The 23,333-nt window shown below is 50.7% G+C and carries 19 protein-coding genes, 4 tRNA genes and 1 rRNA gene; 6 read left to right on the top strand and 18 right to left on the bottom strand.

Annotation, left to right across the window (positions count from 1 at the left end; all coding sequences use genetic code 11):
• Positions 1-16 precede the first annotated feature (16 nt).
• A complete protein-coding gene (gene hemE, locus ACYP03_RS20335; protein WP_459781913.1) occupies positions 17-1,081 on the bottom strand; it encodes a uroporphyrinogen decarboxylase in 1,065 nt (354 codons plus the stop codon).
• A gap of 243 nt (positions 1,082-1,324) precedes the next feature.
• Here hemE and ACYP03_RS20330 point away from each other — a divergent pair, with 243 nt between their 5' ends.
• Positions 1,325-1,504 carry a hypothetical protein gene (locus ACYP03_RS20330; protein ID WP_248144371.1) on the top strand — a complete coding sequence of 60 codons (180 nt, stop codon included), beginning with the start codon at positions 1,325-1,327 and terminating at the stop codon, positions 1,502-1,504.
• A gap of 49 nt (positions 1,505-1,553) precedes the next feature.
• Here ACYP03_RS20330 and nudC read toward each other — a convergent pair whose 3' ends face one another.
• Positions 1,554-2,342, bottom strand: a complete 789-nt coding sequence (nudC, locus tag ACYP03_RS20325; RefSeq protein WP_459781912.1) for an NAD(+) diphosphatase — start codon at positions 2,340-2,342, stop codon at positions 1,554-1,556.
• A gap of 160 nt (positions 2,343-2,502) precedes the next feature.
• On the opposite strand from nudC, the gene rsd reads away from it, so the two are divergent.
• Positions 2,503-2,988: a sigma D regulator gene (gene rsd, locus ACYP03_RS20320; protein ID WP_330961752.1), complete on the top strand. Its 486-nt coding sequence runs from the start codon at positions 2,503-2,505 to the stop codon at positions 2,986-2,988.
• Positions 2,989-3,200: 212 nt separating this feature from the next.
• On the opposite strand, the gene rpoC is transcribed toward rsd, so the two are convergent.
• The 13 genes from rpoC to ACYP03_RS20255 all read right to left on the bottom strand — a co-directional run bounded on the left by rpoC (position 3,201) and on the right by ACYP03_RS20255 (position 16,982).
• On the bottom strand, positions 3,201-7,418 hold the full coding sequence (rpoC, locus tag ACYP03_RS20315) for a DNA-directed RNA polymerase subunit beta' (protein WP_248144359.1): 4,218 nt from the start codon (positions 7,416-7,418) through the stop codon (positions 3,201-3,203).
• 94 nt (positions 7,419-7,512) lie between these two features.
• A complete protein-coding gene (gene rpoB / locus ACYP03_RS20310) occupies positions 7,513-11,538 on the bottom strand; it encodes a DNA-directed RNA polymerase subunit beta (RefSeq protein ID WP_248144360.1) in 4,026 nt (1,341 codons plus the stop codon).
• A gap of 222 nt (positions 11,539-11,760) precedes the next feature.
• Complete coding sequence (gene rplL, locus ACYP03_RS20305; protein ID WP_036751330.1) at positions 11,761-12,126, bottom strand: 50S ribosomal protein L7/L12; 366 nt, start codon at positions 12,124-12,126, stop codon at positions 11,761-11,763.
• Between the two features lie 61 nt (positions 12,127-12,187).
• Positions 12,188-12,676 (bottom strand): 50S ribosomal protein L10, encoded by a 489-nt coding sequence (rplJ, locus tag ACYP03_RS20300; protein WP_248144361.1) that lies wholly within the window; start codon positions 12,674-12,676, stop codon positions 12,188-12,190.
• Between the two features lie 240 nt (positions 12,677-12,916).
• Entirely contained in the window at positions 12,917-13,618 is a 702-nt protein-coding gene (gene rplA, locus ACYP03_RS20295; RefSeq protein ID WP_248144362.1) for a 50S ribosomal protein L1, read from the bottom strand.
• A gap of 4 nt (positions 13,619-13,622) precedes the next feature.
• Positions 13,623-14,051, bottom strand: coding sequence for a 50S ribosomal protein L11 (rplK, locus tag ACYP03_RS20290; protein WP_248144363.1), 429 nt, complete (start codon positions 14,049-14,051; stop codon positions 13,623-13,625).
• 125 nt (positions 14,052-14,176) lie between these two features.
• Positions 14,177-14,722 (bottom strand): transcription termination/antitermination protein NusG, encoded by a 546-nt coding sequence (gene nusG / locus ACYP03_RS20285; protein WP_036751338.1) that lies wholly within the window; start codon positions 14,720-14,722, stop codon positions 14,177-14,179.
• Between the two features lie 12 nt (positions 14,723-14,734).
• A complete protein-coding gene (secE, locus tag ACYP03_RS20280) occupies positions 14,735-15,115 on the bottom strand; it encodes a preprotein translocase subunit SecE (protein WP_248144364.1) in 381 nt (126 codons plus the stop codon).
• A gap of 208 nt (positions 15,116-15,323) precedes the next feature.
• Positions 15,324-16,508, bottom strand: coding sequence for an elongation factor Tu (tuf, locus tag ACYP03_RS20275; protein WP_254589104.1), 1,185 nt, complete (start codon positions 16,506-16,508; stop codon positions 15,324-15,326).
• Positions 16,509-16,614: 106 nt separating this feature from the next.
• Positions 16,615-16,690, bottom strand: a tRNA-Thr gene (locus ACYP03_RS20270).
• Positions 16,691-16,702: 12 nt separating this feature from the next.
• A tRNA-Gly gene (locus ACYP03_RS20265) sits at positions 16,703-16,777 on the bottom strand.
• A gap of 38 nt (positions 16,778-16,815) precedes the next feature.
• Positions 16,816-16,900: transfer RNA gene (locus ACYP03_RS20260), tRNA-Tyr, on the bottom strand.
• A gap of 6 nt (positions 16,901-16,906) precedes the next feature.
• A tRNA-Thr gene (locus tag ACYP03_RS20255) sits at positions 16,907-16,982 on the bottom strand.
• A 208-nt stretch (positions 16,983-17,190) separates the two neighbouring features.
• Between ACYP03_RS20255 and coaA the strand changes: the two genes are divergently transcribed.
• Positions 17,191-18,129, top strand: coding sequence for a type I pantothenate kinase (gene coaA / locus ACYP03_RS20250; RefSeq protein ID WP_248144888.1), 939 nt, complete (start codon positions 17,191-17,193; stop codon positions 18,127-18,129).
• A 42-nt stretch (positions 18,130-18,171) separates the two neighbouring features.
• On the opposite strand, the gene birA is transcribed toward coaA, so the two are convergent.
• Together birA and murB are read right to left on the bottom strand one after the other, a co-directional pair.
• Positions 18,172-19,137, bottom strand: coding sequence for a bifunctional biotin--[acetyl-CoA-carboxylase] ligase/biotin operon repressor BirA (gene birA / locus ACYP03_RS20245; protein ID WP_248144887.1), 966 nt, complete (start codon positions 19,135-19,137; stop codon positions 18,172-18,174).
• Positions 19,134-20,174, bottom strand: a complete 1,041-nt coding sequence (murB, locus tag ACYP03_RS20240; RefSeq protein WP_459781911.1) for a UDP-N-acetylmuramate dehydrogenase — start codon at positions 20,172-20,174, stop codon at positions 19,134-19,136. Before murB ends, birA begins: the two co-directional genes overlap by 4 nt.
• Before the next feature lie 73 nt (positions 20,175-20,247).
• Between murB and ACYP03_RS20235 the strand changes: the two genes are divergently transcribed.
• The 3 genes from ACYP03_RS20235 (at position 20,248) to ACYP03_RS20225 (ending at position 22,825) form a co-directional block, all read left to right on the top strand.
• The gene (locus tag ACYP03_RS20235; protein WP_330962002.1) at positions 20,248-20,691 is read left to right on the top strand and encodes a GNAT family N-acetyltransferase; all 444 of its coding nucleotides are present in this window, start codon (positions 20,248-20,250) and stop codon (positions 20,689-20,691) included.
• Between the two features lie 120 nt (positions 20,692-20,811).
• The gene (gene pssA / locus ACYP03_RS20230; RefSeq protein WP_248144884.1) at positions 20,812-22,161 is read left to right on the top strand and encodes a CDP-diacylglycerol--serine O-phosphatidyltransferase; all 1,350 of its coding nucleotides are present in this window, start codon (positions 20,812-20,814) and stop codon (positions 22,159-22,161) included.
• Between the two features lie 10 nt (positions 22,162-22,171).
• On the top strand, positions 22,172-22,825 hold the full coding sequence (locus ACYP03_RS20225) for a nicotinamidase (RefSeq protein ID WP_330962001.1): 654 nt from the start codon (positions 22,172-22,174) through the stop codon (positions 22,823-22,825).
• Between the two features lie 433 nt (positions 22,826-23,258).
• On the opposite strand, the gene rrf is transcribed toward ACYP03_RS20225, so the two are convergent.
• Positions 23,259-23,333, bottom strand: a 5S ribosomal RNA gene (rrf, locus tag ACYP03_RS20220); the annotation flags it as partial.

Here is a 23,333-nt window from a genome sequence, read left to right as displayed (position 1 = left end):
TGATAACGCGGTCTGCTTACTTGTGGTAAGGCGCTGACAGCTCATGCACCGCCTCAACAAAGACCCCGGCATTTTCCGGCGGTACGTCGAGGTGAATCCCGTGGCCCAGATTGAAGACATGACCGGTGCCTTCACCAAACCCAGACAGAATGCCTGCCACTTCCTCGCGAATCCGCTCAGGAGATGCGTACAGCATCGAAGGATCCATATTGCCCTGCAGGGCAACTTTATCGCCCACCCGGCGCTTGGCATCCGCAATATCAATCGTCCAGTCCAGACCGACAGCATCACAGCCCGTTGCTGCAATCGCTTCCAGCCACATGCCGCCGTTCTTCGTGAACAGAGTCACCGGTACACGGCGTCCTTCGTTTTCACGGATCAGACCATCCACAATCTTATGCATGTACTGCAGCGAGAAGAGTTTGTAGTCACGTGGCGTCAGCACACCCCCCCAAGTATCAAACACCATCACCGACTGAGCACCCGCTTTGATCTGCGCATTCAGATACGAGATCACGCTGTCTGCCAGCTTGTCCAGCAAAGCATGCAATACTGCAGGCTCGGCATACATCATCTTTTTGATCTTGGTGAATGCCTTGGTGCTGCCGCCTTCCACCATATACGTGGCCAGTGTCCACGGGCTGCCGGAGAAACCAATCAGCGGTACTTCACCTTGCAGGTCTTTGCGAATCTGACGGACAGCATTCATCACATATTGCAGTTCGCCTTCCGGATCCGGGATTCCGATTTTGTCGACATCCGCTTTACAGCTGATCGGACGCTCAAACTTCGGCCCTTCACCTGCTTCAAAGTAAAGTCCCAGGCCCATGGCATCCGGTATGGTCAGGATGTCAGAAAACAGAATGGCCGCATCCAGAGGAAAACGACGCAATGGCTGCAGCGTGACTTCACTGGCCAGTTCCGCATTTTTGCACAGCGACATAAAGTCACCGGCCTGGCCCCGGGTCGCCCGGTATTCAGGCAGATAACGGCCCGCCTGACGCATCATCCAAACAGGCGTACAGTCAACCGGTTGCTTGAGCAAAGCACGCAGATAACGATCGTTTTTCAATTCTGTCATTGTCAACATCCTGGCAAATAAGTGGCGGTATTGTAACACTCTGCCCCGGTAACAGCAGCCATGTATGACCGCCAAATCGTAATTAATGCTGACCGGAGCACATCCTGGATCATCTGACCCGATGTGGGAAATTTATTTCATTTCTGATCATCTAATGTTGCAGATTTTTTAATCAGTTCTTTATCAATTCTCTGTTAATGTCAAAAGACGCCAATATCGGCGATGCAAAGAATTGGAGGATCTATGAACCTGCAAGTTGTGATCGAATTTACTGAGTCTGGTGTGTATAAAGACCGATGCTGGGAGAGCGCTTTTAAAGCAAGCAAAGGCCAGCTGTACAGCGTGTCACCACAATATGCCGTCCAGCTGATCAAGCACTCAAAAGCCATTTTCCGGGCGATTCCGGAAACTCACCCGGAATAAATGAAGATACTCCAATTTCCGGTCAATCCGGGACATCTCCGCTGACTGATTAATCAGCCTCCCGAACTGCGGCTTCCTGCCGGATGGCATCGCAAGTCGCCTGGATCAGACGAAAAGCAATTGTGCCCGGTGGCGCGACAGGCGGCAGCTGATCGTGCCTGAACCACCGGGCGTCCACCAGCTCTTCATAATCCGGGCGGATATCACCACTCTGATAATCCGCCATAAAGCCCATCATCAGATTGGACGGAAACGCCCAGGGCTGGCTGTCGAAATACCGGATATTGGTTAACTGAATGCCTGTTTCTTCCGCCACTTCGCGCGCAACACAGGTTTCCAGCGTTTCACCAGCCTCGACAAAACCCGCGATCACCGTATACATCCCACTCTTATGACGGGGATGCTGTGCCAACAAAATCTGATCGCCCTTTCGCACGGCCACAATAATGCACGGAGACACTCTGGGGTAATGAAACTGCAGGCAAGACTGGCACTGCATCGCCAGGGTTTGCTTCGCAAGCTCTGTTTTACTACCGCATTCCGGGCAGTATCTCTGACTCTCGCACATGTGAGCCAATTGCATCGCTTTTCCGGCCAGCATAAAGAGATCCGGCTCCTCCCCCAACAATTCCCTCAGAGAATAAAAATATTTCTCTGGCAGCGTCCCGGGATCTTCCAGCCAGTTCACCGCGCATCCCTGATGCTCTCCGATCGTCCGCGATCGCGCTTGATCCAGGTCGAAAGGTGGGTTTGGCGTAAGTGGTAACTTACCATCCACCAGATATATCCGGCGATCTCGGGTCACACACCAATAGGCGGGATCTTGCTTTTTTGACATTGGCTATTCCTCTCTCCTTGCAGGGGTTTTGTTTTGCTGGCAATCTAAACGTAACAACGGAATTTGGCTCTGCCATACATGGTACTCTTAGAGTGTCTAAGAGTTTGACAGGAATTGTTTTCTGCTCATGCAACATGCTGGGCGATCTGAGGACATGGTCATGCTAAGTAAATTCGAACAAGTGCAAAAACAATGGGGTGGCAGTAATGATGTCATCGATCACTGGCTCATGTCGAGGCAGCAGTTGCTGATCGACTACTGCAAGCTGGCGGGTCTGCCTCCATTCGAACCCAAGGCCCGGCAACTGCCCACGTCTGCCCAACTTCAGCTCTTCTGCCAACAACTGGTCGATTATATCTCTGAAGGCCACTTTAAAATCTACGATAAAGTGATGGCAAGATGGCAGGCCACCGGCTACTCCCCCACCACCGAAATCTCTCAGCTCTATCATCAAATCACAAATACAACCGACCCTTTACTGAACTTTGCCGACCGCTATTGCGAGATCACAGATGACAGTGAGGATTGGGATGATTTCGATCAGCAGCTGTCTACGGTTGGGGAAAAAATCGAGTTACGCTTTGAACTGGAAGATGACTTGATTGAACTGATCAGCGAAAGCCTGTCGGTTCCGCCCGGCGCATAATCACAGCGGTTTGACGCTGTGAGTCCCGACCACTGCTGCAGTCAGCCGCTCTGACTGCCAGCCTTGCTTTTGTCTGCCTGAAATTCCCGCACATCGCACAATTTTCTCAGACCATATCTTTCATGACCTCACGATGAAAAACAGCAGATAAACAAAAGGCACCCCGGAGGGTGCCTTTTTTAATCTCGGTTTGTCAGAAAGACGCGCCGGACTTAGTCTTCATCATTCAGGCCAGCATTCAGCAGTGCCGCCAGGTCCTGAGATGCCTGCTCGGCATCAACCTGAGGCTCAACCGGAGCCAGATCAGCATCACGACGACGCTGACGTTCAAGGTGATAAGAGAAACCAGTACCAGCTGGGATCAGACGACCCACGATAACGTTCTCTTTCAGACCACGCAGTTCATCACGCTTACCAGCAACAGCTGCTTCAGTCAGTACGCGAGTCGTTTCCTGGAACGACGCAGCAGAGATGAAGGACTCAGTGGCCAGAGACGCTTTGGTGATACCCAGCAGATCACGCTCGAACAGTGCAGGCTGTTTGCCATCGGCAATCAGCTGACGGTTCGCGATGTTCACGCGGGAGAATTCCACCTGCTCGCCTTCCAGGAACTCAGAGTCACCCGGAACTGTGATGGTAACCTTACGCAGCATCTGACGAACGATAGTCTCAATGTGCTTATCGTTAATCTTAACGCCTTGCAGACGGTAAACTTCCTGAACTTCGTTCACGATGTATTCCGCTACCGCGTTCACACCACGCAGACGCAGAATATCGTGCGGCGCTTCTGGACCATCGGCAATGACATCACCTTTCTCAACTTTCTCGCCTTCGAAGACGTTCAGCTGACGCCATTTAGGAATCATTTCCTCGTATGGCTGACCCTCAGATGGGGTAATGATCAGACGACGCTTACCTTTGGTCTCTTTACCGAAGGAGACTGCACCTGTGATTTCCGCCAGGATTGCAGGTTCTTTCGGCTTACGCGCTTCGAACAGGTCAGCAACGCGTGGCAGACCACCGGTGATATCTTTCGTACCGCCAGATTCCTGAGGAATACGAGACAGGGTGTCACCGATACCTACAGCCGCACCATCTTCCAACTGGACAATCGCTTTACCAGGCAGGAAGTACTGAGCCGGCATCTCGGTACCTGGGATCATGACATCGTTGCCTTTGTCATCAACCAGTTTCACCATCGGACGCATGTCTTTACCGGTACCGGTACGCTCTGCACCATCCAGGATCACGATAGAAGACAGACCAGTCAGTTCATCGGTCTGACGAGAGACAGTTACACCGTCAATCAGATCCACGAACTGCAGGTGACCTGCTACTTCAGTGATGATTGGCATGGTGTGCGGGTCCCAGTTCGCCACAACTTCACCAGCGTTAACCGCATCATTGTCGCCTTTGCTCAGCATCGAACCGTAAGGCAGCTTGTAGCTTTCCTTGGTACGACCGAACTCGTCCACAACTGTCATTTCAGCAGCACGTGAAGTGATCACCAGCTTGCCGTCGTTATTGGTTACGAACTTGGCGTTGTGCAGCTTCAGAGAACCTTTGTTCTTCACCTGAATGCTGTTTTCTGCCGCAGCACGCGATGCCGCACCACCGATGTGGAACGTACGCATCGTCAGCTGTGTACCCGGTTCACCGATTGACTGTGCAGCAACAACACCAACCGCTTCACCCTGGTTCACCAGATGACCACGAGCCAGGTCACGACCGTAACAGTTACGGCAAGCACCAAAGTCGTTTTCACAGGTCACAACAGAACGTACTTTCACCTGGTCGACAGAGTTTTCTTCCAGGATGTCACACCATTTCTCATCGAGCATGGTGTTACGCTGAACCAGAACTTCTTCCGTACCTGGTTTCAGGACGTCTTCAGCTACCACACGACCCAGTACGCGATCACGCAGTGGTTCTTTCACGTCACCACCTTCGATCAGTGGCATCATGGTCATACCTGCGTGTGTACCACAGTCGTCTGCAGTGATCACAACGTCCTGTGCCACGTCTACCAGACGACGAGTCAGGTAACCGGAGTTCGCTGTTTTCAGAGCCGTATCCGCCAGACCTTTACGCGCACCGTGGGTTGAGATGAAGTACTGGAGTACGTTCAGACCTTCACGGAAGTTCGCGGTGATTGGCGTTTCGATGATCGAGCCATCTGGCTTCGCCATCAGACCACGCATACCTGCCAGCTGACGGATCTGAGCGGCAGAACCACGCGCACCTGAATCGGCCATCATGTATACGCTGTTGAACGATTTCTGTTGCTCTTCTTCACCGTCACGGTTAATCACGGTGTCGAATGACAGATTATCCATCATCGCTTTTGCAACCTGCTCGTTCGCGGTTGCCCAGATATCGATCACTTTGTTGTATCGTTCGCCGGCTGTTACCAGACCTGACTGGAACTGTTCCTGAATCTCAGCAACTTCAGCTTCCGCTTCGGCGATCTTGGTGTACTTCGCTTCTGGTACAACCATATCGTCGATACCAACAGATACACCAGACAGGGCCGCGTATGCGAAACCTGTGTACATGATCTGGTCAGCAAAGATAACGGTCTGCTTCATACCCAGTTCACGGTAACAGGTGTTCAGCAGGTTCGAAATTTGCTTCTTACCCAGCGCTTCGCTGTTTACCAGACTGTACGGCAGGCCTTTCGGCACGATTTGCCACAGCATGGCACGACCAACAGTGGTGTCCACCAGCTGGGTGTTTTTCACCAGCTCACCTTGCTCGTTTTTCACGTGCTCAGTGATACGGACTTTCACGCGGGCATGCAGTTCGGCGTTGCCGGTACGGTAAGCCTTCTCTGCTTCAGCAGAGCCAGCCAGGTACATGCCTTCGCCTTTCGCGTTGATCTTGTCACGGGTCATGTAGTACAGACCCAGTACAACGTCCTGAGACGGTACGATGATTGGATCACCGGATGCTGGCGACAGAATGTTGTTCGTCGACATCATCAGCGCACGCGCTTCCAGCTGGGCTTCCAGCGTCAGCGGTACGTGAACAGCCATCTGGTCACCATCGAAGTCGGCGTTATAGGCCGCACAGACCAGCGGGTGCAGCTGGATCGCTTTACCTTCGATCAGTACTGGTTCGAATGCCTGAATACCCAGACGGTGCAGTGTTGGTGCACGGTTCAGCATAACCGGGTGTTCGCGGATCACTTCGTCCAGGATATCCCAAACGACAGCTTCTTCGCGCTCAACCATCTTCTTGGCAGCTTTGATGGTGGTCGCCAGACCACGAGTTTCCAGCTTGCCGTAGATGAACGGTTTGAACAGCTCCAGCGCCATTTTCTTCGGCAGACCACACTGGTGCAGACGCAGGTATGGACCTACGGTAATGACCGAACGTCCTGAGTAGTCAACACGCTTACCCAGCAGGTTCTGACGGAAACGACCCTGCTTACCTTTGATCATGTCAGCCAGAGATTTCAGCGGACGCTTGTTCGAACCAGTGATGGCGCGACCACGACGGCCGTTGTCCAGCAGCGCATCCACAGACTCCTGCAGCATACGTTTTTCGTTACGTACGATGATGTCTGGGGCAGCCAGATCCAGCAGACGCTTCAGACGGTTGTTTCGGTTGATCACACGACGGTAAAGGTCGTTCAGATCAGAAGTCGCGAAACGACCACCGTCCAGCGGTACCAGCGGACGCAGATCCGGTGGCAATACTGGCAGTACAGACAGGATCATCCACTCTGGGTTGTTACCGGATTGTACGAATGCCTCAACCAGCTTCAGACGCTTGGTCAGCTTCTTGCGCTTGGTTTCAGAGTTGGTTTCTTCCAGCTCTTCGCGCATCAGTTCGATTTCAGCATTCAGATCCATGTTGGCCAGCAGTGCTTTCACTGCTTCCGCGCCCATGCGCGCGTCGAACTCATCGCCCCACTCTTCCAGCGCGTCCAGATACTGTTCTTCTGACAGCAGCTGGCTACGCTCAAGATTGGTCATGCCTGGTTCGATAACCACATAAGATTCAAAGTAAAGCACACGCTCGATATCACGCAGCGGCATGTCCATCAACAGACCGATACGGGATGGCAGTGATTTCAGGAACCAGATGTGGGCAACAGGTGAAGCCAGCTCAATGTGACCCATACGCTCACGGCGTACTTTGGTCTGAGTAACTTCTACACCACATTTTTCACAGATCACGCCACGGTGCTTCAGGCGCTTATATTTACCACAAAGACATTCATAGTCTTTGACCGGGCCAAAGATACGTGCACAGAACAGACCGTCACGCTCAGGCTTAAAGGTACGGTAGTTAATGGTTTCTGGCTTTTTCACTTCACCGAAAGACCATGAACGAATCATGTCAGGTGAAGCAAGACCGATTTTGATCGCATCAAATTCTTCGGTCTTGTGCTGTGCTTTCAGAAACTTAAGTAAGTCTTTCACATTCGGCTCCTGTGAGGAGTTGACCCATAAAGGCGCCGGGGCGGCGGCGCCTTCATATTGATACCGGATTCAAGAGTCCCTGACGAAGTCAGGATTACTCGTCTTCCAGCTCGATGTTGATACCCAACGAGCGGATCTCTTTCAACAGTACGTTGAAGGACTCCGGCATACCTGGTTCCATACGGTGATCGCCATCGACGATGTTCTTATACATCTTCGTACGGCCATTCACGTCATCCGATTTGACAGTCAGCATTTCCTGCAGCGTATAAGCGGCACCATAAGCTTCCAGTGCCCACACTTCCATCTCACCGAAGCGCTGACCACCGAACTGAGCTTTACCACCCAGTGGCTGCTGAGTAACCAGACTGTACGAACCAGTAGAACGCGCGTGCATCTTGTCGTCTACCAGGTGGTTCAGTTTCAGCATATACATGTAACCTACGGTTACAGGACGCTCAAACTGCTCACCGGTACGGCCGTCAAACAAAGTCAGCTGTCCGGATTCTGGGAGATCACCCAGTTTCAGCAGCTCTTTGATTGAAGACTCTGGCGCACCGTCAAAGACAGGTGTCGCGATTGGCAGACCACCACGCAGGTTCTCAATCAGGGTACGAACTTCTTCATCAGTCATGGACGCAATGTCCACATTCTGACGGGTATCGCCCAGATCATAAACCTTCTGCAGGAACTCGCGGAACTTGTGCAGTTCCTGCTGTTCTTTCAGCATCTGGTTGATCTTGTCACCGATACCTTTCGCTGCCAGACCCAAGTGAGTTTCCAGAATCTGACCGATGTTCATACGCGAAGGTACACCCAGCGGGTTCAGTACGATATCGACAGTTTGGCCTTTCTCATCGTAAGGCATGTCTTCAACCGGACAGATCTTCGAGATAACACCCTTGTTACCGTGACGACCGGCCATCTTATCACCAGGCTGGATGCGACGCTTCACGGCCAGGTAGACCTTGACGATCTTCAGGACGCCAGGTGCCAGATCATCACCTTGGGTGATCTTACGGCGCTTGGTTTCGAACTTCTTATCGAACTCAGCTTTCAGCTCGTCGTACTGCTCTGCCAACTGCTCCAGCTGGTTTTGCAGAGACTCGTCATCCAATGTCTGAGAGAACAGCTTCTCACGGTCCATTGAAGACACGCGCGCGTCATCATAACCGGCAGACAGCAGCAAAGTACGGACACGAGCCAGCAAACCACCTTCCAGGATCTGGAATTCTTCGGTGATGTCTTTCTTCGCTTCTTTCAGCTGCATCTCTTCAATTTCGAGTGCACGCTTGTCCTTCTCTACGCCATCACGTGTGAAGACCTGAACGTCAATGATGGTACCAGACACAGAGTTCGGTACACGCAGTGACGAATCTTTCACGTCAGAGGCTTTTTCACCGAAGATTGCACGCAGCAGTTTCTCTTCCGGCGTCAGCTGAGTTTCACCTTTCGGTGTTACCTTACCAACCAGAATGTCGCCACCCTTCACTTCCGCACCGATATACACGATACCGGACTCGTCCAGTTTGGACAGGGCCGCTTCACCCACGTTCGGGATGTCTGCTGTGATTTCTTCAGCACCCAGCTTGGTATCACGCGCCACACAGGACAGTTCCTGAATGTGGATAGTCGTCAGGCGATCTTCCTGAACAACGCGCTCAGACACCAGGATGGAGTCCTCGAAGTTGTAACCGTTCCAAGGCATGAACGCGATACGCATGTTCTGGCCCAGAGCCAGTTCACCCAGGTCCGTTGAAGGACCGTCTGCCAGCACGTCACCACGTGCAACAGGTTCACCCGGCATCACAGTCGGACGCTGGTTGATACAAGTGTTCTGGTTAGAACGGGTGTATTTCGTCAGGTTGTAAATATCGATACCGGCTTCGCCTGGTACCAGCTCGTCTTCGTTGACCTTAATCACGATACGAGATGCATCTACGGACTGAACCATACCGCCACGTTTAGCAACCGCAGTTACACCGGAGTCAACTGCTACTGCACGCTCGATCCCTGTACCAACCAGCGGCTTGTCTGCACGCAGTGTCGGTACAGCCTGACGTTGCATGTTCGCACCCATCAGGGCACGGTTCGCATCGTCGTGCTCCAGGAATGGGATCAGGGACGCCGCCACAGATACCACCTGGTTGGTTGCAACGTCCATGTACTGGACGTGGTCACGTGGGTGAAGACCTGATTCACCTTTGTGACGGGCAGTGATCAGCTCATCTGCGAAGCTACCATTCTCTTCCAGAACGGCGTTCGCCTGAGCGATGACAAACTGACCTTCTTCAATCGCTGACAGGTAATCGATCTGGTCGGTTACCTTGCCGTCAACCACTTTACGGTATGGAGTTTCCAGGAAACCGTATGGGTTACAACGGGCAAACACAGACAGCGAGTTGATCAGACCGATGTTCGGACCTTCAGGGGTCTCAATCGGACACAGACGACCATAGTGCGTTGCGTGAACGTCTCGAACCTCAAAGCCCGCACGTTCGCGAGTCAGACCGCCTGGACCCAGAGCAGAAATACGACGCTTGTGCGTAACTTCTGACAGCGGGTTGTTCTGATCCATAAACTGAGACAGCTGAGAAGAGCCGAAGAACTCTTTCACTGCCGCTGAAATTGGCTTGGCGTTGATCAGATCCTGAGGCATCACAGCATCCAGATCACCCAGACTCAAGCGTTCTTTCACTGCACGTTCAACACGGACCAGACCGACGCGGAACTGGTTTTCAGCCATTTCGCCGACACTACGGATACGACGGTTACCCAGGTGGTCGATATCATCAACTTCACCTTTACCGTTCCGGATGTCGATCAGCTTGCGCATCACTTCGATGATGTCATCATGATCCAACGTACCCGGACCTGTCGTCTCTTCACGAATCAGAGAGCTGTTGAACTTCATCCGGCCAACCGCAGACAGATCGTAACGATCTTCTGAGAAGAACAGACTTTCGAACAGCTGCTCAGCCGCTTCGCGCGTTGGTGGCTCACCAGGGCGCATCATGCGGTAGATTTCAACCAGAGCACTCAGACGGTCAGTCGTGCTGTCGATACGCAGGGTATCAGACATGTACGGACCGTAGTCCAGGTCGTTCGTAAACAGCACCTGAATGGCTTTATGACCAGCTTGAGACAGCTTAGCCAGCGATTCCAGGCTCAGTTCCTGGTTCGCTTCCGCGATCAGTTCACCGGTCTCTTCGTTGACATAGTCACGCGCGGCAACTTTACCGACGATGTACTCAACAGGGACTTCGATGTGGTCGATGTTGTCTTTCTGCAGCTGACGAATGTGACGCGCAGTAATACGGCGGCCCTTCTCTACATACACAGTGCCGTTCGCTTCGATATCGAAGCTTGCGGTTTCACCACGCAGACGATCAGGTACCAATTCCATAACCAGAGACTTGCCCTGCACTTCGAAATTGATCTTCTCAAAGAATAGGTCAAGGATTTGCTCAGTGGTATAACCCAGCGCACGCAGGATGATAGACGCAGGCAACTTACGACGACGGTCGATACGAACGTAGACGTTATCCTTCGGATCAAATTCGAAATCCAACCATGAACCACGGTATGGAATGATGCGTGCGTTATACAGCACTTTACCTGAGGAATGGGTTTTACCCTTATCGCTGTCGAAGAAGACACCCGGGCTACGGTGCAGCTGGGATACGATAACCCTCTCGGTACCGTTAATAACGAATGTACCGTTATCTGTCATGAGCGGAATTTCGCCCATGTAAACTTCTTGTTCTTTGATGTCTTTGACGGTGCCAGCCGGTGCATCCTTGTCATACATCACAAGGCGCAGTTTCACACGCAGTGGTGCAGAATACGTTACACCGCGGATCTGACATTCTTTAACATCGAACACCGGCTCACCGAGACGATAGCTAACGTATTGCAGCTCGGAATTGCCGTTATAGCTCTGAATTGGGAAAACAGAACGAAAGGCAGCTTCTAGACCGTAATGCCCTTCCGGATCCTGCTCGATGAACTTATCAAAAGACTCAAGCTGGATCGACAGCAAGTAAGGTACATCCAATACTTGTGGACGCTTACCAAAATCCTTACGGATACGCTTTTTCTCGGTATAAGAGTAAACCATAGGTTCCTCAGATCGCTGATAAGTGATCCTAACTACCTCTAGTAAGAGGCAGTGACTAATAACATTGTTTGTCGCAGGACAGCACTGGATTACAGGCTGTAAATACGCATGGGAAATGGTTGCAAAACAATGTGAAAAACACCACTACCCTACAGCGCAAAAGGGCCGGTGGCTTTTTAGCCACCAGCCCATAGCCATAAAGGCTAAGAAATTAAGTAATAATTACTTGATTTCAACAGAAGCACCAGCTTCTTCCAGCTGAGCTTTCAGAGCTTCAGCTTCAGCTTTCTCAACGCCTTCTTTCAGAGGTGCTGGAGCGCCGTCAACCAGAGCTTTCGCTTCTTTCAGGCCCAGACCAGTTGCGCCACGTACTGCTTTGATTACAGCAACTTTGTTAGCGCCAGCAGCAGTCAGAATTACGTTGAATTCAGTTTGCTCTTCAGCAGCAGCTTCAGCAGCGCCACCAGCAACAACTGCTGCAGCAGCAGTAACGCCGAACTTCTCTTCCATAGCTTCGATCAGTTCAACAACTTGCATTACAGACATTTCTGCAACTGCGTCTAGGATTTGCTCGTTAGTGATAGACATAACAATTCTCTTTTAAAGTCAACAATTAGTTTAAATAGCAACCAATGAAAAGCCAAACTTATTAAGCGGCTTCTTTTTGATCGCGAATAGCTGCAATAGTGCGAACCAGCTTGCCAGCAGAAGCTTCTTTCATGCACATCATCAGACGTGCGATCGCTTCGTCGTAAGTTGGCAGTTTCGCCAGAACGTCTGCATCAGTCAGTACGCCTTCGAATGCAGCAGCTTTGATCTCGAAGTCTTTGTTCTCTTTAGCGAAGTCTTTGAACAGACGCGCTGCAGCACCTGGGTGCTCGTTAGAGAAAGCCAGCAGAGTAGGACCTACGAAAGTGTCAGTCAGACACTCGTAGTTAGTACCTACTACTGCACGACGAGCCAGAGTGTTACGAACAACACGTACGTAAACGCCCGCTTCACGCGCTTGCTTACGCAGAGTCGTCATAGCACCCACGGACACGCCGCGAGAATCAGCAACAACTGCAGACAGGGCACCGCTGGCAGCTTCGTTGACTTCAGCAACAATTGCTTTTTTGTCTTGAAGGTTTAAAGCCATTGGACTTGCTCCTGGATTGTGTTTACCCACTCACTGCAAAATTGCAGGAGAGTTTGTACGGCGCAGATCCAAGAAAGACAATACATCAATCATGTTCCTGGCACCGTCTACGTAGGTTAAAGTATTAAGTTCTGAGAACACCTACGGTCTTGGACGAAGACCCCGGCAGAAAATCTGCCCGGATCTTAGCCATAAATTCGAAACGCAGGATTATACATAATCCCAGCGATTCTGCAAATATTAAGCGTTAGCGTCCAGAGAGTTCTGGTCTAGCGCAACACCCGCACCCATAGTGGTTGAGATGCTAACTTTCTTGATGAAAGTACCTTTTGCAGAAGCAGGCTTCGCTTTTTTCAGCGCAACCAGCAGAGATTCCAGGTTTTCTTTCAGTTTGTCAGCGTCAAAATCAACCTTACCAATTGTGGTGTGGATGATACCGTTCTTGTCGTTACGGTAACGAACCTGACCTGCCTTCGCGTTCTTAACCGCTTCAGCAACGTTCGGAGTTACAGTACCAACTTTCGGGTTTGGCATCAGGCCACGAGGACCCAGGATAGTACCCAGCTGACCAACAACGCGCATTGCGTCTGGAGAAGCGATAACGACGTCAAAGTTCATTTCGCCTTTCTTCACTTGTTCAGCCAGATCTTCCATACCAACCAGATCTGCACCAGCTTCTTTCGCTGCTTCAGCGTTCGCACCTTGAGTGAAAACCGCTACGCGGATGTCACGGCCAGTACCGTGTGGCAGTACAGTAGCGCCACGAACGTTTTGGTCAGATTTACGAGCATCGATGCCCAGGTTTACTGCAACGTCAACGCTTTCTACGAATTTAGCAGTAGCCAGTTCTTTCAGCAGAGCAACAGCTTCGTTGATGTCGTACTCGCGAGTAGCGTCAACTTTCTCACGGATTACGCGCATACGCTTAGTTAGTTTTGCCATTCTCTTAACCCTCTACTACCAGACCCATCGAACGGGCAGTACCCGCGATAGAGCGCTTCAATGCTTCGATGTCGGCACCAGTCATGTCTGCAGCTTTAGTTTCTGCAATTTCCTGGATCTGAGCTTCAGTCACTTTACCCACTTTTTCAGTGTTAGGACGGCCAGAACCAGACTTGATACCAGCAGCTTTCTTCAGCAGAACAGCAGCAGGTGGAGTCTTGGTGATGAAAGTGAAAGAACGGTCACTGTAAACAGTGATTACAACTGGAGTCGGCAGACCTTTTTCCAGAGAATCAGTTTTTGCGTTGAACGCTTTACAGAATTCCATGATGTTCACACCGTGCTGACCCAGAGCCGGACCAACTGGTGGAGAAGGGTTTGCCATACCAGCTGCAACTTGCAGCTTGATGTAAGCTTCTACTTTTTTAGCCATTACTAAATTACCTTAATTTGGGTTCGAACGTCTGCTTTCTGCAAACAGACTCCCCGTCTAACGAAAGGGCGCGAAATTATAGTCCAATTCCGCGCCCCTGACAATAATGCTTGATTATTTATTGGTCAGTTTTTTTCTACCTGACCAAACTCCAGCTCAACTGGTGTCGCACGGCCGAAGATAGAAACCGACACTTTCAGGCGGCTCTTGTCGTAATCGACTTCTTCAACCACACCGTTAAAGTCAGCAAACGGACCGTCAGTCACACGAACCACTTCACCAGGCTCAAATACTGTCTTGTGAACTGGCGATTCACTCGCCTGCTGCAGACGATTCAGAATCGCAGCAGCTTCTTTATCGGAAATTGGTGCAGGTCGATCAGATGTTCCGCCAATGAACCCCATCACACGAGGAATACTACGTACCAGATGCCAGGTTTCATCGTTCATCACCATTTGCACAAGGACGTACCCTGGGAAGAACTTGCGCTCGCTTTTACGGCGCTGGCCAGCACGCATTTCCACTACTTCTTCAGTCGGTACCAGGACCTCATCAAAGTAATCTTCCATGCCATGCATCTTGATATGTTCACGTAGTGACTGTGCAACACGACCTTCAAAACCAGAGAAGGCTTGCACAACATACCATCGTTTTTTAGGAGCTTCGCTCATGAACTCTTACCTCTATACACCGGTAACCAGGCGGACCAAACGGACCATGATGCCGTCGATGCCCCACAGGGCTAACGCCATAATGACAGTGACAGCTAAAACGATAAAGGTTGTCTGCGTAGCTTCCTGACGAGTTGGCCACACTACCTTGCGGACTTCCATACGCGATTCACGAGCAAAAGTGATCGCCGCTTTACCTTTCGCAGTAAGCGCCGCAATACCACCAGCTATGGCTACCAGAACCACAACTGCAGTTGCGCGCAACGCTACATTTACTACATCACTGTACAGGTAATTACCAACCACCGCTGCTGCCAGTAGGGCAAATACAACAACCCATTTCAGGCCATCCATATTACTAGAGCTGCTTTGGTTTTCGGCATTCGCTTTCATACAACCAACCTGTAACTTGTCTCAATATAGACGAAAATAACCTCGCAGGTGGCGAGGCTTTCTAAGGATTAAGTAAATCCCTTCGTAACGCCCGGATTCATTAACGCACTTTTTACTCGGCACACTGACCAAAAAATACGCTAGTCTGAAGCGGAACGTAGAAAAAGGGCATCAAATGATGCCCTTTTTCGTGCCTTGTCGTCAAATATTATTCAACGATCTTAGCAACAACACCAGCACCAACGGTACGGCCACCTTCACGGATTGCGAAGCGCAGACCTTCGTCCATTGCGATAGGTGCGATCAGAGTAACAACCATCTTGATGTTGTCACCTGGCATGACCATCTCAACGCCTTCTGGCAGTTCGATAGTACCGGTCACGTCAGTTGTACGGAAGTAGAACTGTGGACGGTAGCCTTTGAAGAACGGAGTATGACGGCCGCCTTCGTCTTTAGACAGAACGTATACTTCTGACTCGAAAGTTGTGTGCGGAGTGATTGAACCAGGCTTAGCCAGAACTTGACCACGCTCAACTTCGTCACGCTTAGTACCACGCAGCAGAACACCAACGTTCTCACCAGCACGGCCTTCGTCCAGAAGCTTACGGAACATCTCAACACCAGTACAAGTTGTAGTGGTGGTGTCTTTGATACCTACGATAGCAACTTCGTCACCGACGCGTACGATACCTTGCTCAACACGACCAGTTACAACAGTACCACGGCCCTGGATTGAGAATACGTCTTCGATTGGCAGGATGAACGGCTTGTCGATAGCACGCTCTGGCTCTGGGATGTAAGAATCCAGTGCTTCAGCCAGCTCAACGATTTTCTCTTCCCACTGAGCTTCGCCATTCAGCGCGCCCAGAGCAGAACCCATGATGACTGGGCAGTCGTCGCCTGGGAAGTCGTACTCAGACAGAAGTTCACGAACTTCCATCTCAACCAGCTCCAGCAGCTCTTCGTCATCAACCATGTCGCACTTGTTCATGAACACGATGATGTAAGGGATACCAACCTGACGACCCAGCAGGATGTGCTCACGAGTCTGTGGCATTGGGCCATCAGTCGCAGCAACAACAAGGATACCACCGTCCATCTGAGCAGCACCGGTGATCATGTTTTTCACGTAGTCGGCGTGTCCTGGGCAGTCAACGTGCGCGTAGTGGCGAGTCGGAGTATCGTACTCTACGTGAGAAGTAGAGATTGTGATACCACGCTCACGCTCTTCTGGCGCGTTATCGATAGATGCGAAGTCACGCGCTGAACCGCCGTATTTTTTAGACAGTACAGTACAGATTGCAGCAGTCAGAGTAGTTTTACCGTGGTCAACGTGGCCGATAGTACCAACGTTAACGTGCGGTTTCGTACGTTCAAATTTTTCTTTAGACATGGGTAGTCCCTCTAGGCACGGTATTTAGGTGGTATAACGACCACACAACCAATCATGGGTTTTGTAGAGTATATATCAAAAGAATTGAAGTGCTTTGGAGAGAGAGTGGTGCTGATAGGCGGATTTGAACCGCCGACCTCACCCTTACCAAGGGTGCGCTCTACCAACTGAGCTATATCAGCACACGAGAAATGTGGAGCGGGCAGCGGGAATCGAACCCGCATCATCAGCTTGGAAGGCTGAGGTAATAGCCATTATACGATGCCCGCAAACTCGTAACTCGTAGAGCTATTCAACCATTTGAATATGGTGGAGGGAGAAGGATTCGAACCTTCGAAGGCGGAGCCGTCAGATTTACAGTCTGATCCCTTTGGCCACTCGGGAATCCCTCCAAATTTTGGTGCCGACTACCGGAATCGAACTGGTGACCTACTGATTACAAGTCAGTTGCTCTACCTACTGAGCTAAGTCGGCGTAAGTGCTGCGCATTCTATGCGATGGATTTGGGGCTTGCAATAGGAAAACACAAAAAAAATTAGATTGATGCGCCTTATGCGCATTTATTAACCAAACATCGGCAAGTGTGTACAGATTTCATCATCGGAACAAAAGATGTCCTCTTTCCCTTCGTCAATTGATCCTGTATTGTCCCATTCCCTGTGAATGAGATTTTGGTTACAAAATGAACGAGATCCTAACACCTTACCTCTCCTTTGACCGGCAGGCATGGGCTGAATTACGCAAGTCGGTTACCATGACACTGAACGAATCGGATCTCGAAAATCTTCGCGGGATAAACGAGCACCTTTCCATGGATGAAGTTCGGGATATCTACCTGCCATTATCTCGTTTGCTGAATCTGTATGTCGGTGCGCGTAAAGGCCGTAATCGTGTGTTAGAAGAATTTCTTTCACAGCCCAAACCCACAACTGTCCCTTATATCATCGGCATTGCTGGCAGTGTCGCTGTCGGGAAAAGCACAACGGCCCGTTTGCTGAAAGCCCTGCTCACCCGGTGGCCGGAACATCCTAAAGTCGAGCTCATCACAACCGACGGTTTCCTTTATCCGAATCATGTTCTGCTGGAAAAAAACCTGATGAAGAAGAAAGGATTTCCGCAGTCCTATGATATTCGTCGCCTGGTAGAGTTTCTGACCGAAGTAAAATCCGGCAAACCCCGCGTAGAGGCGCCCGTTTATTCCCACCTGACTTATGACATTACCGATGAAATCAAAGTGGTGGAACAGCCGGATATCCTCATCATTGAAGGACTCAATGTATTACAAAGCGGTATGGACTACCCGCATGAACCACATCGGGTCTTTATTTCTGATTTACTCGACTTCTCGATTTATGTCGATGCAGAGCCGGACCTGCTGCAAACCTGGTACATTGAGCGGTTCTTGAAATTCCGCAAGGGCGCCTTCCAGGATCCCTCTTCTTATTTCAATCACTACACAAAACTGAGCGAATCAGAAGCGATTAAAACTGCCACCAATATCTGGCAGGAAATCAACGGGAAAAACCTCAAGGAAAATATCCTGCCGACCCGTGAACGGGCCAGCCTGATCCTGCAAAAAGGATCAAATCATGCAGTACAGACCATCAAGCTCAGAAAATAGCGAATCCAGTCAAGACCAGCACTTTAAACACTGGTCTTGCATTTAATCACCTTTACGCAGTGAGATCTCCCCACCCAGATAAGGGACCAGCCCCTGTTCAGTTTCTAGCAGTAAGGCACCCTGAGGGTTGATTCCGCGGGCAATTCCCCGAATCACCTTTTCTCCCATCAGTAATTTGACTGGCCGGCCAAGAAAGTTGTCATACTGATCCCACTCATCAACAAAACCAGCCATCCCAACGTCTTCATAACGCTGCAATGTTTCGGTCATTTCGGCAATAATGGCTGCGGCCAGCTGATTGCGGTCAGGCATGGGTTGGCATGCTTCAGCCAGATTCGCCCATGGCTGACCGACAGTTTCCGGATCCGTATTGGTCATGGTCAGATTCAGCCCCATCCCAATCACCAGATGAGCCGCATCGCCTGCTTTCCCGCTCATTTCAACGAGAATCCCAGCCAGCTTTTTATCCTGATAATAAAGGTCATTGGGCCATTTGACTTTGATGTCTTTCGCGCCCAGTTTCTGAAGGGTTTTCGTTACCGCCAGCCCAACCACAAGGCTTAACCCCATTGCGGCTGCAACCCCGGCATCCAGCCGCCAGTACATAGAAAAGTAAAGGTTACTGCCAAATGGAGATAACCACTGTCTTCCACGCCGGCCCCTGCCTGCCTGCTGATATTCAGCCAGACAAACGGCGCCCTTGGGCAACTGTCCGATCCGATCCAGCATGTACTGGTTCGTCGAATCAATCACGGGAACCAATGACAGCGACGGGCAGTCGACCTGAGCAAGAATGGCCGTTTCATCCAGCAGCTCAAATCCGGCCGCTAAACGATAACCCTTGCCCTGAACCCGGTGGACATCCAGTCCCCATTCCTGAATCACCTTAATATGTTTACTGATCGCCGCACGCGAGATCCCCATCACTTCCCCGAGCGCCTCTCCGGAGTGGAATTGCCCGTCCGCAAGTGTGCGGATCAGGGCCAGCTTAGTCGCATGCTCTTTCATGGCATCACCTCATCCAATGTGGTTTCCCCGTTGGCAGCCATAAAGCGCACCTCGTGTTCCAGCCGGACTCCAAATTTATGAGCCACGGTATCCACAATATGCCGGGCCAGCCGGAGTACATCCTCAGAGGTTGCATGACCGGTGTTCACAATCACCAGGGCTTGCTCTTGATGAACAGCGGCGCCGCCAATCTGATACCCCTTTAAATCACACTGGTCAATCAGCCATCCTGCTGCCAGCTTGTAATGCCCTTGCTGAGCCGGGTAGCTCGGTAATCCGGGAAATGCCGCAGAGAGTTGCTGATACATCTCCTGACTGACAACCGGGTTCTTAAAGAAGCTGCCCGCATTACCCAATTGCGCCGGATCAGGCAGCTTCGCGCGACGTACCGCGCAGACCTGTTCCAGGATGTCTCCCGCCGTGACGGTTTCGGGATCAAGAGTGGCCAGCGGGCCATAAGAGATATTCGGCTGCCAGTCCTTGCTCAATCGTATTCCGACAGCGACAATGATGTGTGTTTCCTTCAGGGCGTGCTTAAAAACCGAATCCCGATAGCCGAAGCGACATTCGTCAGCGCTGAGCCGCCGCATCTCACCATCTCGCCTGTCCATGACATCCACATATTCGCAGATGTCCTGTAATTCCACGCCATAAGCGCCAATGTTCTGAATGGGTGCAGAACCGGCACAACCCGGAATCAAAGCCAGGTTTTCAAGGCCGGGCATCCCCTGTTCCACAGTCCAGCAGACCAGCTGATGCCAGTTTTCGCCGGCACCAACATGCAGATGGTAGGCATAGTCCGTTTCAGTGACCGCCACGCCCATGATACGGTTCAGAATCACAGTCCCTTGGAAATCACTGCAGAACAACAGATTACTGCCTTGCCCGATAATCAGTGATGGCGATGAATCCAGGCACTCATTGAAAAGGATGGCCTTCAGTTCATCGACTGTTGCCACAGCGGCTATTCGGGAGGCCGACACCTGGATACCAAACGTATGTAATTGAGCCAGTGACTGGGAATGCAAAACTTCCATACCAATTTCAAACCGTCGCTTTATACTGGAGGCCGCATTCTAACTGATCCCTGGCAGTGACGCAGTTAATTCCATGACAGATTTCACGAAAACAACACTTAGCTTCCATCCTTTGGAACCGATTCGATTCCCGCTGGTCAATCGACTCTACAAGGCCCATTACCCGGCAGGGAAAGCCAAAAGAGACGAAGTCATCTGGATCGGTGAAACAGCATCAGAAATTGTCACTGTTGTCCGCTTTCAGCTGTCTGAGGATCACCAGTTATTAACCGGCATGTTGGTTTCGCCTGCGTTCCGGCAACAGGGAATTGCTCTGGCTTTACTGGCAGCCTGTCAACCGCAGTTGGCATTTATGCGCTGTTTTTGTTTTGCATTCAGCCACCTTGAGTCGCTTTATGTAAGCGCAGGATTCAGAGTTGTCTCTGAGGATGATTTACCTGCGACACTGGCCAACCGGCTTCAACGCTACCGGAGTGCAGGAAAATCACTCACACCCATGCTATACAGCCCGAATTGACCAACCTGCCTCCCAAGCTCAGCAATTGCTCCATTGTGGCCACTTTACCATCACTAAAATCTGGTATAATTGGCCTCTTAATTTTTAGATTTATCAAATAAGTCGCGGAACGAGGCGATAATGGATTCAGCTACTGCAAATAGGCAGCTCATTGATCAGCTACCGTGTATTGCGCATCAACCAGAAAATTTAGAAACACTGCTGGATGCCAGTGCTTTTCGTGAGCGCTTGCATCAGGAAATCTCGAACGCAACTCAGCGTATTTACCTGGTTGCACTCTACCTCCAGGACGACGATGCGGGTCGTGGTATCCTCAAAGCATTGTATGAAGCCAAACAAAAACGTCCTGAACTGGATATCAAAGTACTTGTCGACTGGCATCGCGCACAGCGCGGATTAATTGGCGCAGAAAAATCTGAAGGGAACGCAGCTTTTTACCGGGAGTTCTCAGCGTCATACGAACATAAAATTGAAGTATTGGGTGTACCCGTCCGCAACCGTGAAGTCTTTGGCGTACTGCATCTGAAAGGCTTCATCATTGATGATTCGGTGATCTACAGCGGCGCCAGCCTGAATGACGTCTATCTCGCTCAGCATCAGCGCTACCGCTGTGACCGCTACCATGTGCTGAAAAATGCCAGACTGGCAGACAGCATGGCTCAGTTTGTTCAGCAAACATTAGTCGACAGCCCGGCAGTCAATTGCCTGAATCAGCAAGTTCGCCCTGAAACGAAAAGCTTACGGAATGCAATTCGGGACTTACGCCAGGAACTGCAACGGGCAAGCTACTCCTTTGAGCCTGAATCCGTCAGCGAAAATCAGGTCGGGCTGACGCCAATCGTCGGCCTGGGACGACGAAAAAACAATCTCAATAAATATATCTGTACACTGATCGCCAGCGCCAAAAATGAGCTGACTATCTGTACGCCATACTTCAATTTCCCCCGCAGTGTCAGCCGTGAAGTCAAACGTGCCTTAAGACGCGGAGTGAAAATCACCTTAATTGTGGGCGATAAAACGGCCAATGACTTTTATATCCCCCCCAGTGAACCGTTCCGGACAATTGCCGGATTGCCTTATCTGTATGAGGTCAATCTGCGCAATTTTGCCAAACATAATGAAGCTGCGATTGCTCGCCGGCAGTTAGCCATTCATATCTGGAAACACGACAACAACAGTTTCCACCTGAAAGGTATCTGGGTCGACCGTCAGTACATGCTGATCACCGGTAACAATCTCAACCCGAGAGCCTGGAAGCTGGACCTTGAAAATGCCATCTTAGTGCATGACAAGCATGAGTTACTGTCTGAGCAAAAACAGCAGGAACTCAACGCAATCTTGCGACATACTCAATTAATGGGCAGTTATAAATTTATCGACAAAGTCGAAAGCTATCCTCTGCCAGTCAGACGCTTAATCAAGCGTATACGACGCCTGAAAGCAGATCATATCCTGAACCAGATCCTGTAGGGGGTTGATCATGACGATTGCAGCAATTGATGTGGATGCTCAGCAAACATTTACCCCGCTTTGTCCGGACGAATTACCCGTTCCGGGTGGGGATCAAATTGCAGCAGCGCTCAACGAACAGGCTAAATTGGCGAGTTGGCGCATCCTCACCAAGGATGCCCACCCGTCGAATGCCGTCTGGGTTGTGGAACACCACGACAAGATGCTGCAATCACTTCCGCATCCGAATGCCGATCTGACCTGGGTGAAACACGCCGTTCCCGGCACACAAGGGTTCAAAGTCATCCCAGGGCTTCCGGAGGTCACAGACTATGATCATGTCATCTGGAAAGGGATCGAGCCTGATCTTCACCCCTACGGTGCTTGCTACCACGATCTGCAGGAACAACTCAGTACGGGTCTGATCGAATGGCTCAACAGCAAAGGCGTCACTACTGTTTTAATTGGCGGACTGGCAACAGACTATTGCGTAAAGACAACTGCGCTCCAGCTCCAGGCAACAAGAGCATTTAAGGTCATTGTCAATTTGGCAGCCTGCCGTGGCATTGCCGAGGATACGGTCACTTCCAGCTGCGCTGAAATGCGTCAGGCCGGAATATTCGTAGCCGAAAACCTCTCAGAAGTGAAATCTCTCTGTTCCAATGAGACGTACATCTTGCCATAGCAAATCAGGTATCCGTTCAATCGGATACCTGGTTTTCAATCTCACCACAACCCTTCTGTAGCACTCACATATTTTCCTACGAGCCGAATTTTAAACCGCCAGCCAAGCAGTATTTACATGTCGGTCTTTCATCGCTGACTTTTATTACGGCATGCCTACAGCACAATCAACGATAACGACACGGAGTTCTTATCAGTGATGCAGAACCGAGACGACAAAAGCAAAGCACTAGTCATCCCAGTCAGGTTTTCATAGATACATTCAGAGAGTGGTGTCTGAATCAGCCTCTGATCTTAAGAGAAGCGTAATTAAACTCACAGTGAGTAGCTTCGATTGAGAGCAAGTATCAAATGATGCTCAGTTGAGCTGATGCTTATAGAAAAAGTTAAAACGCAAAAAGGCCACCCATTCGGGTGGCCTTCTTTAATAGAGCGCCTGGCGATGTCCTACTCTCACATGGGGAGACCCCACACTACCATCGGCGCTGCTGCGTTTCACGTCTGAGTTC

The sequence above is a fragment of the Photobacterium sp. R1 genome (assembly GCF_054600795.1).
Note: the sequence above shows the minus strand (reverse complement) of the source record. Positions and strands in the feature narration are given on the sequence as shown.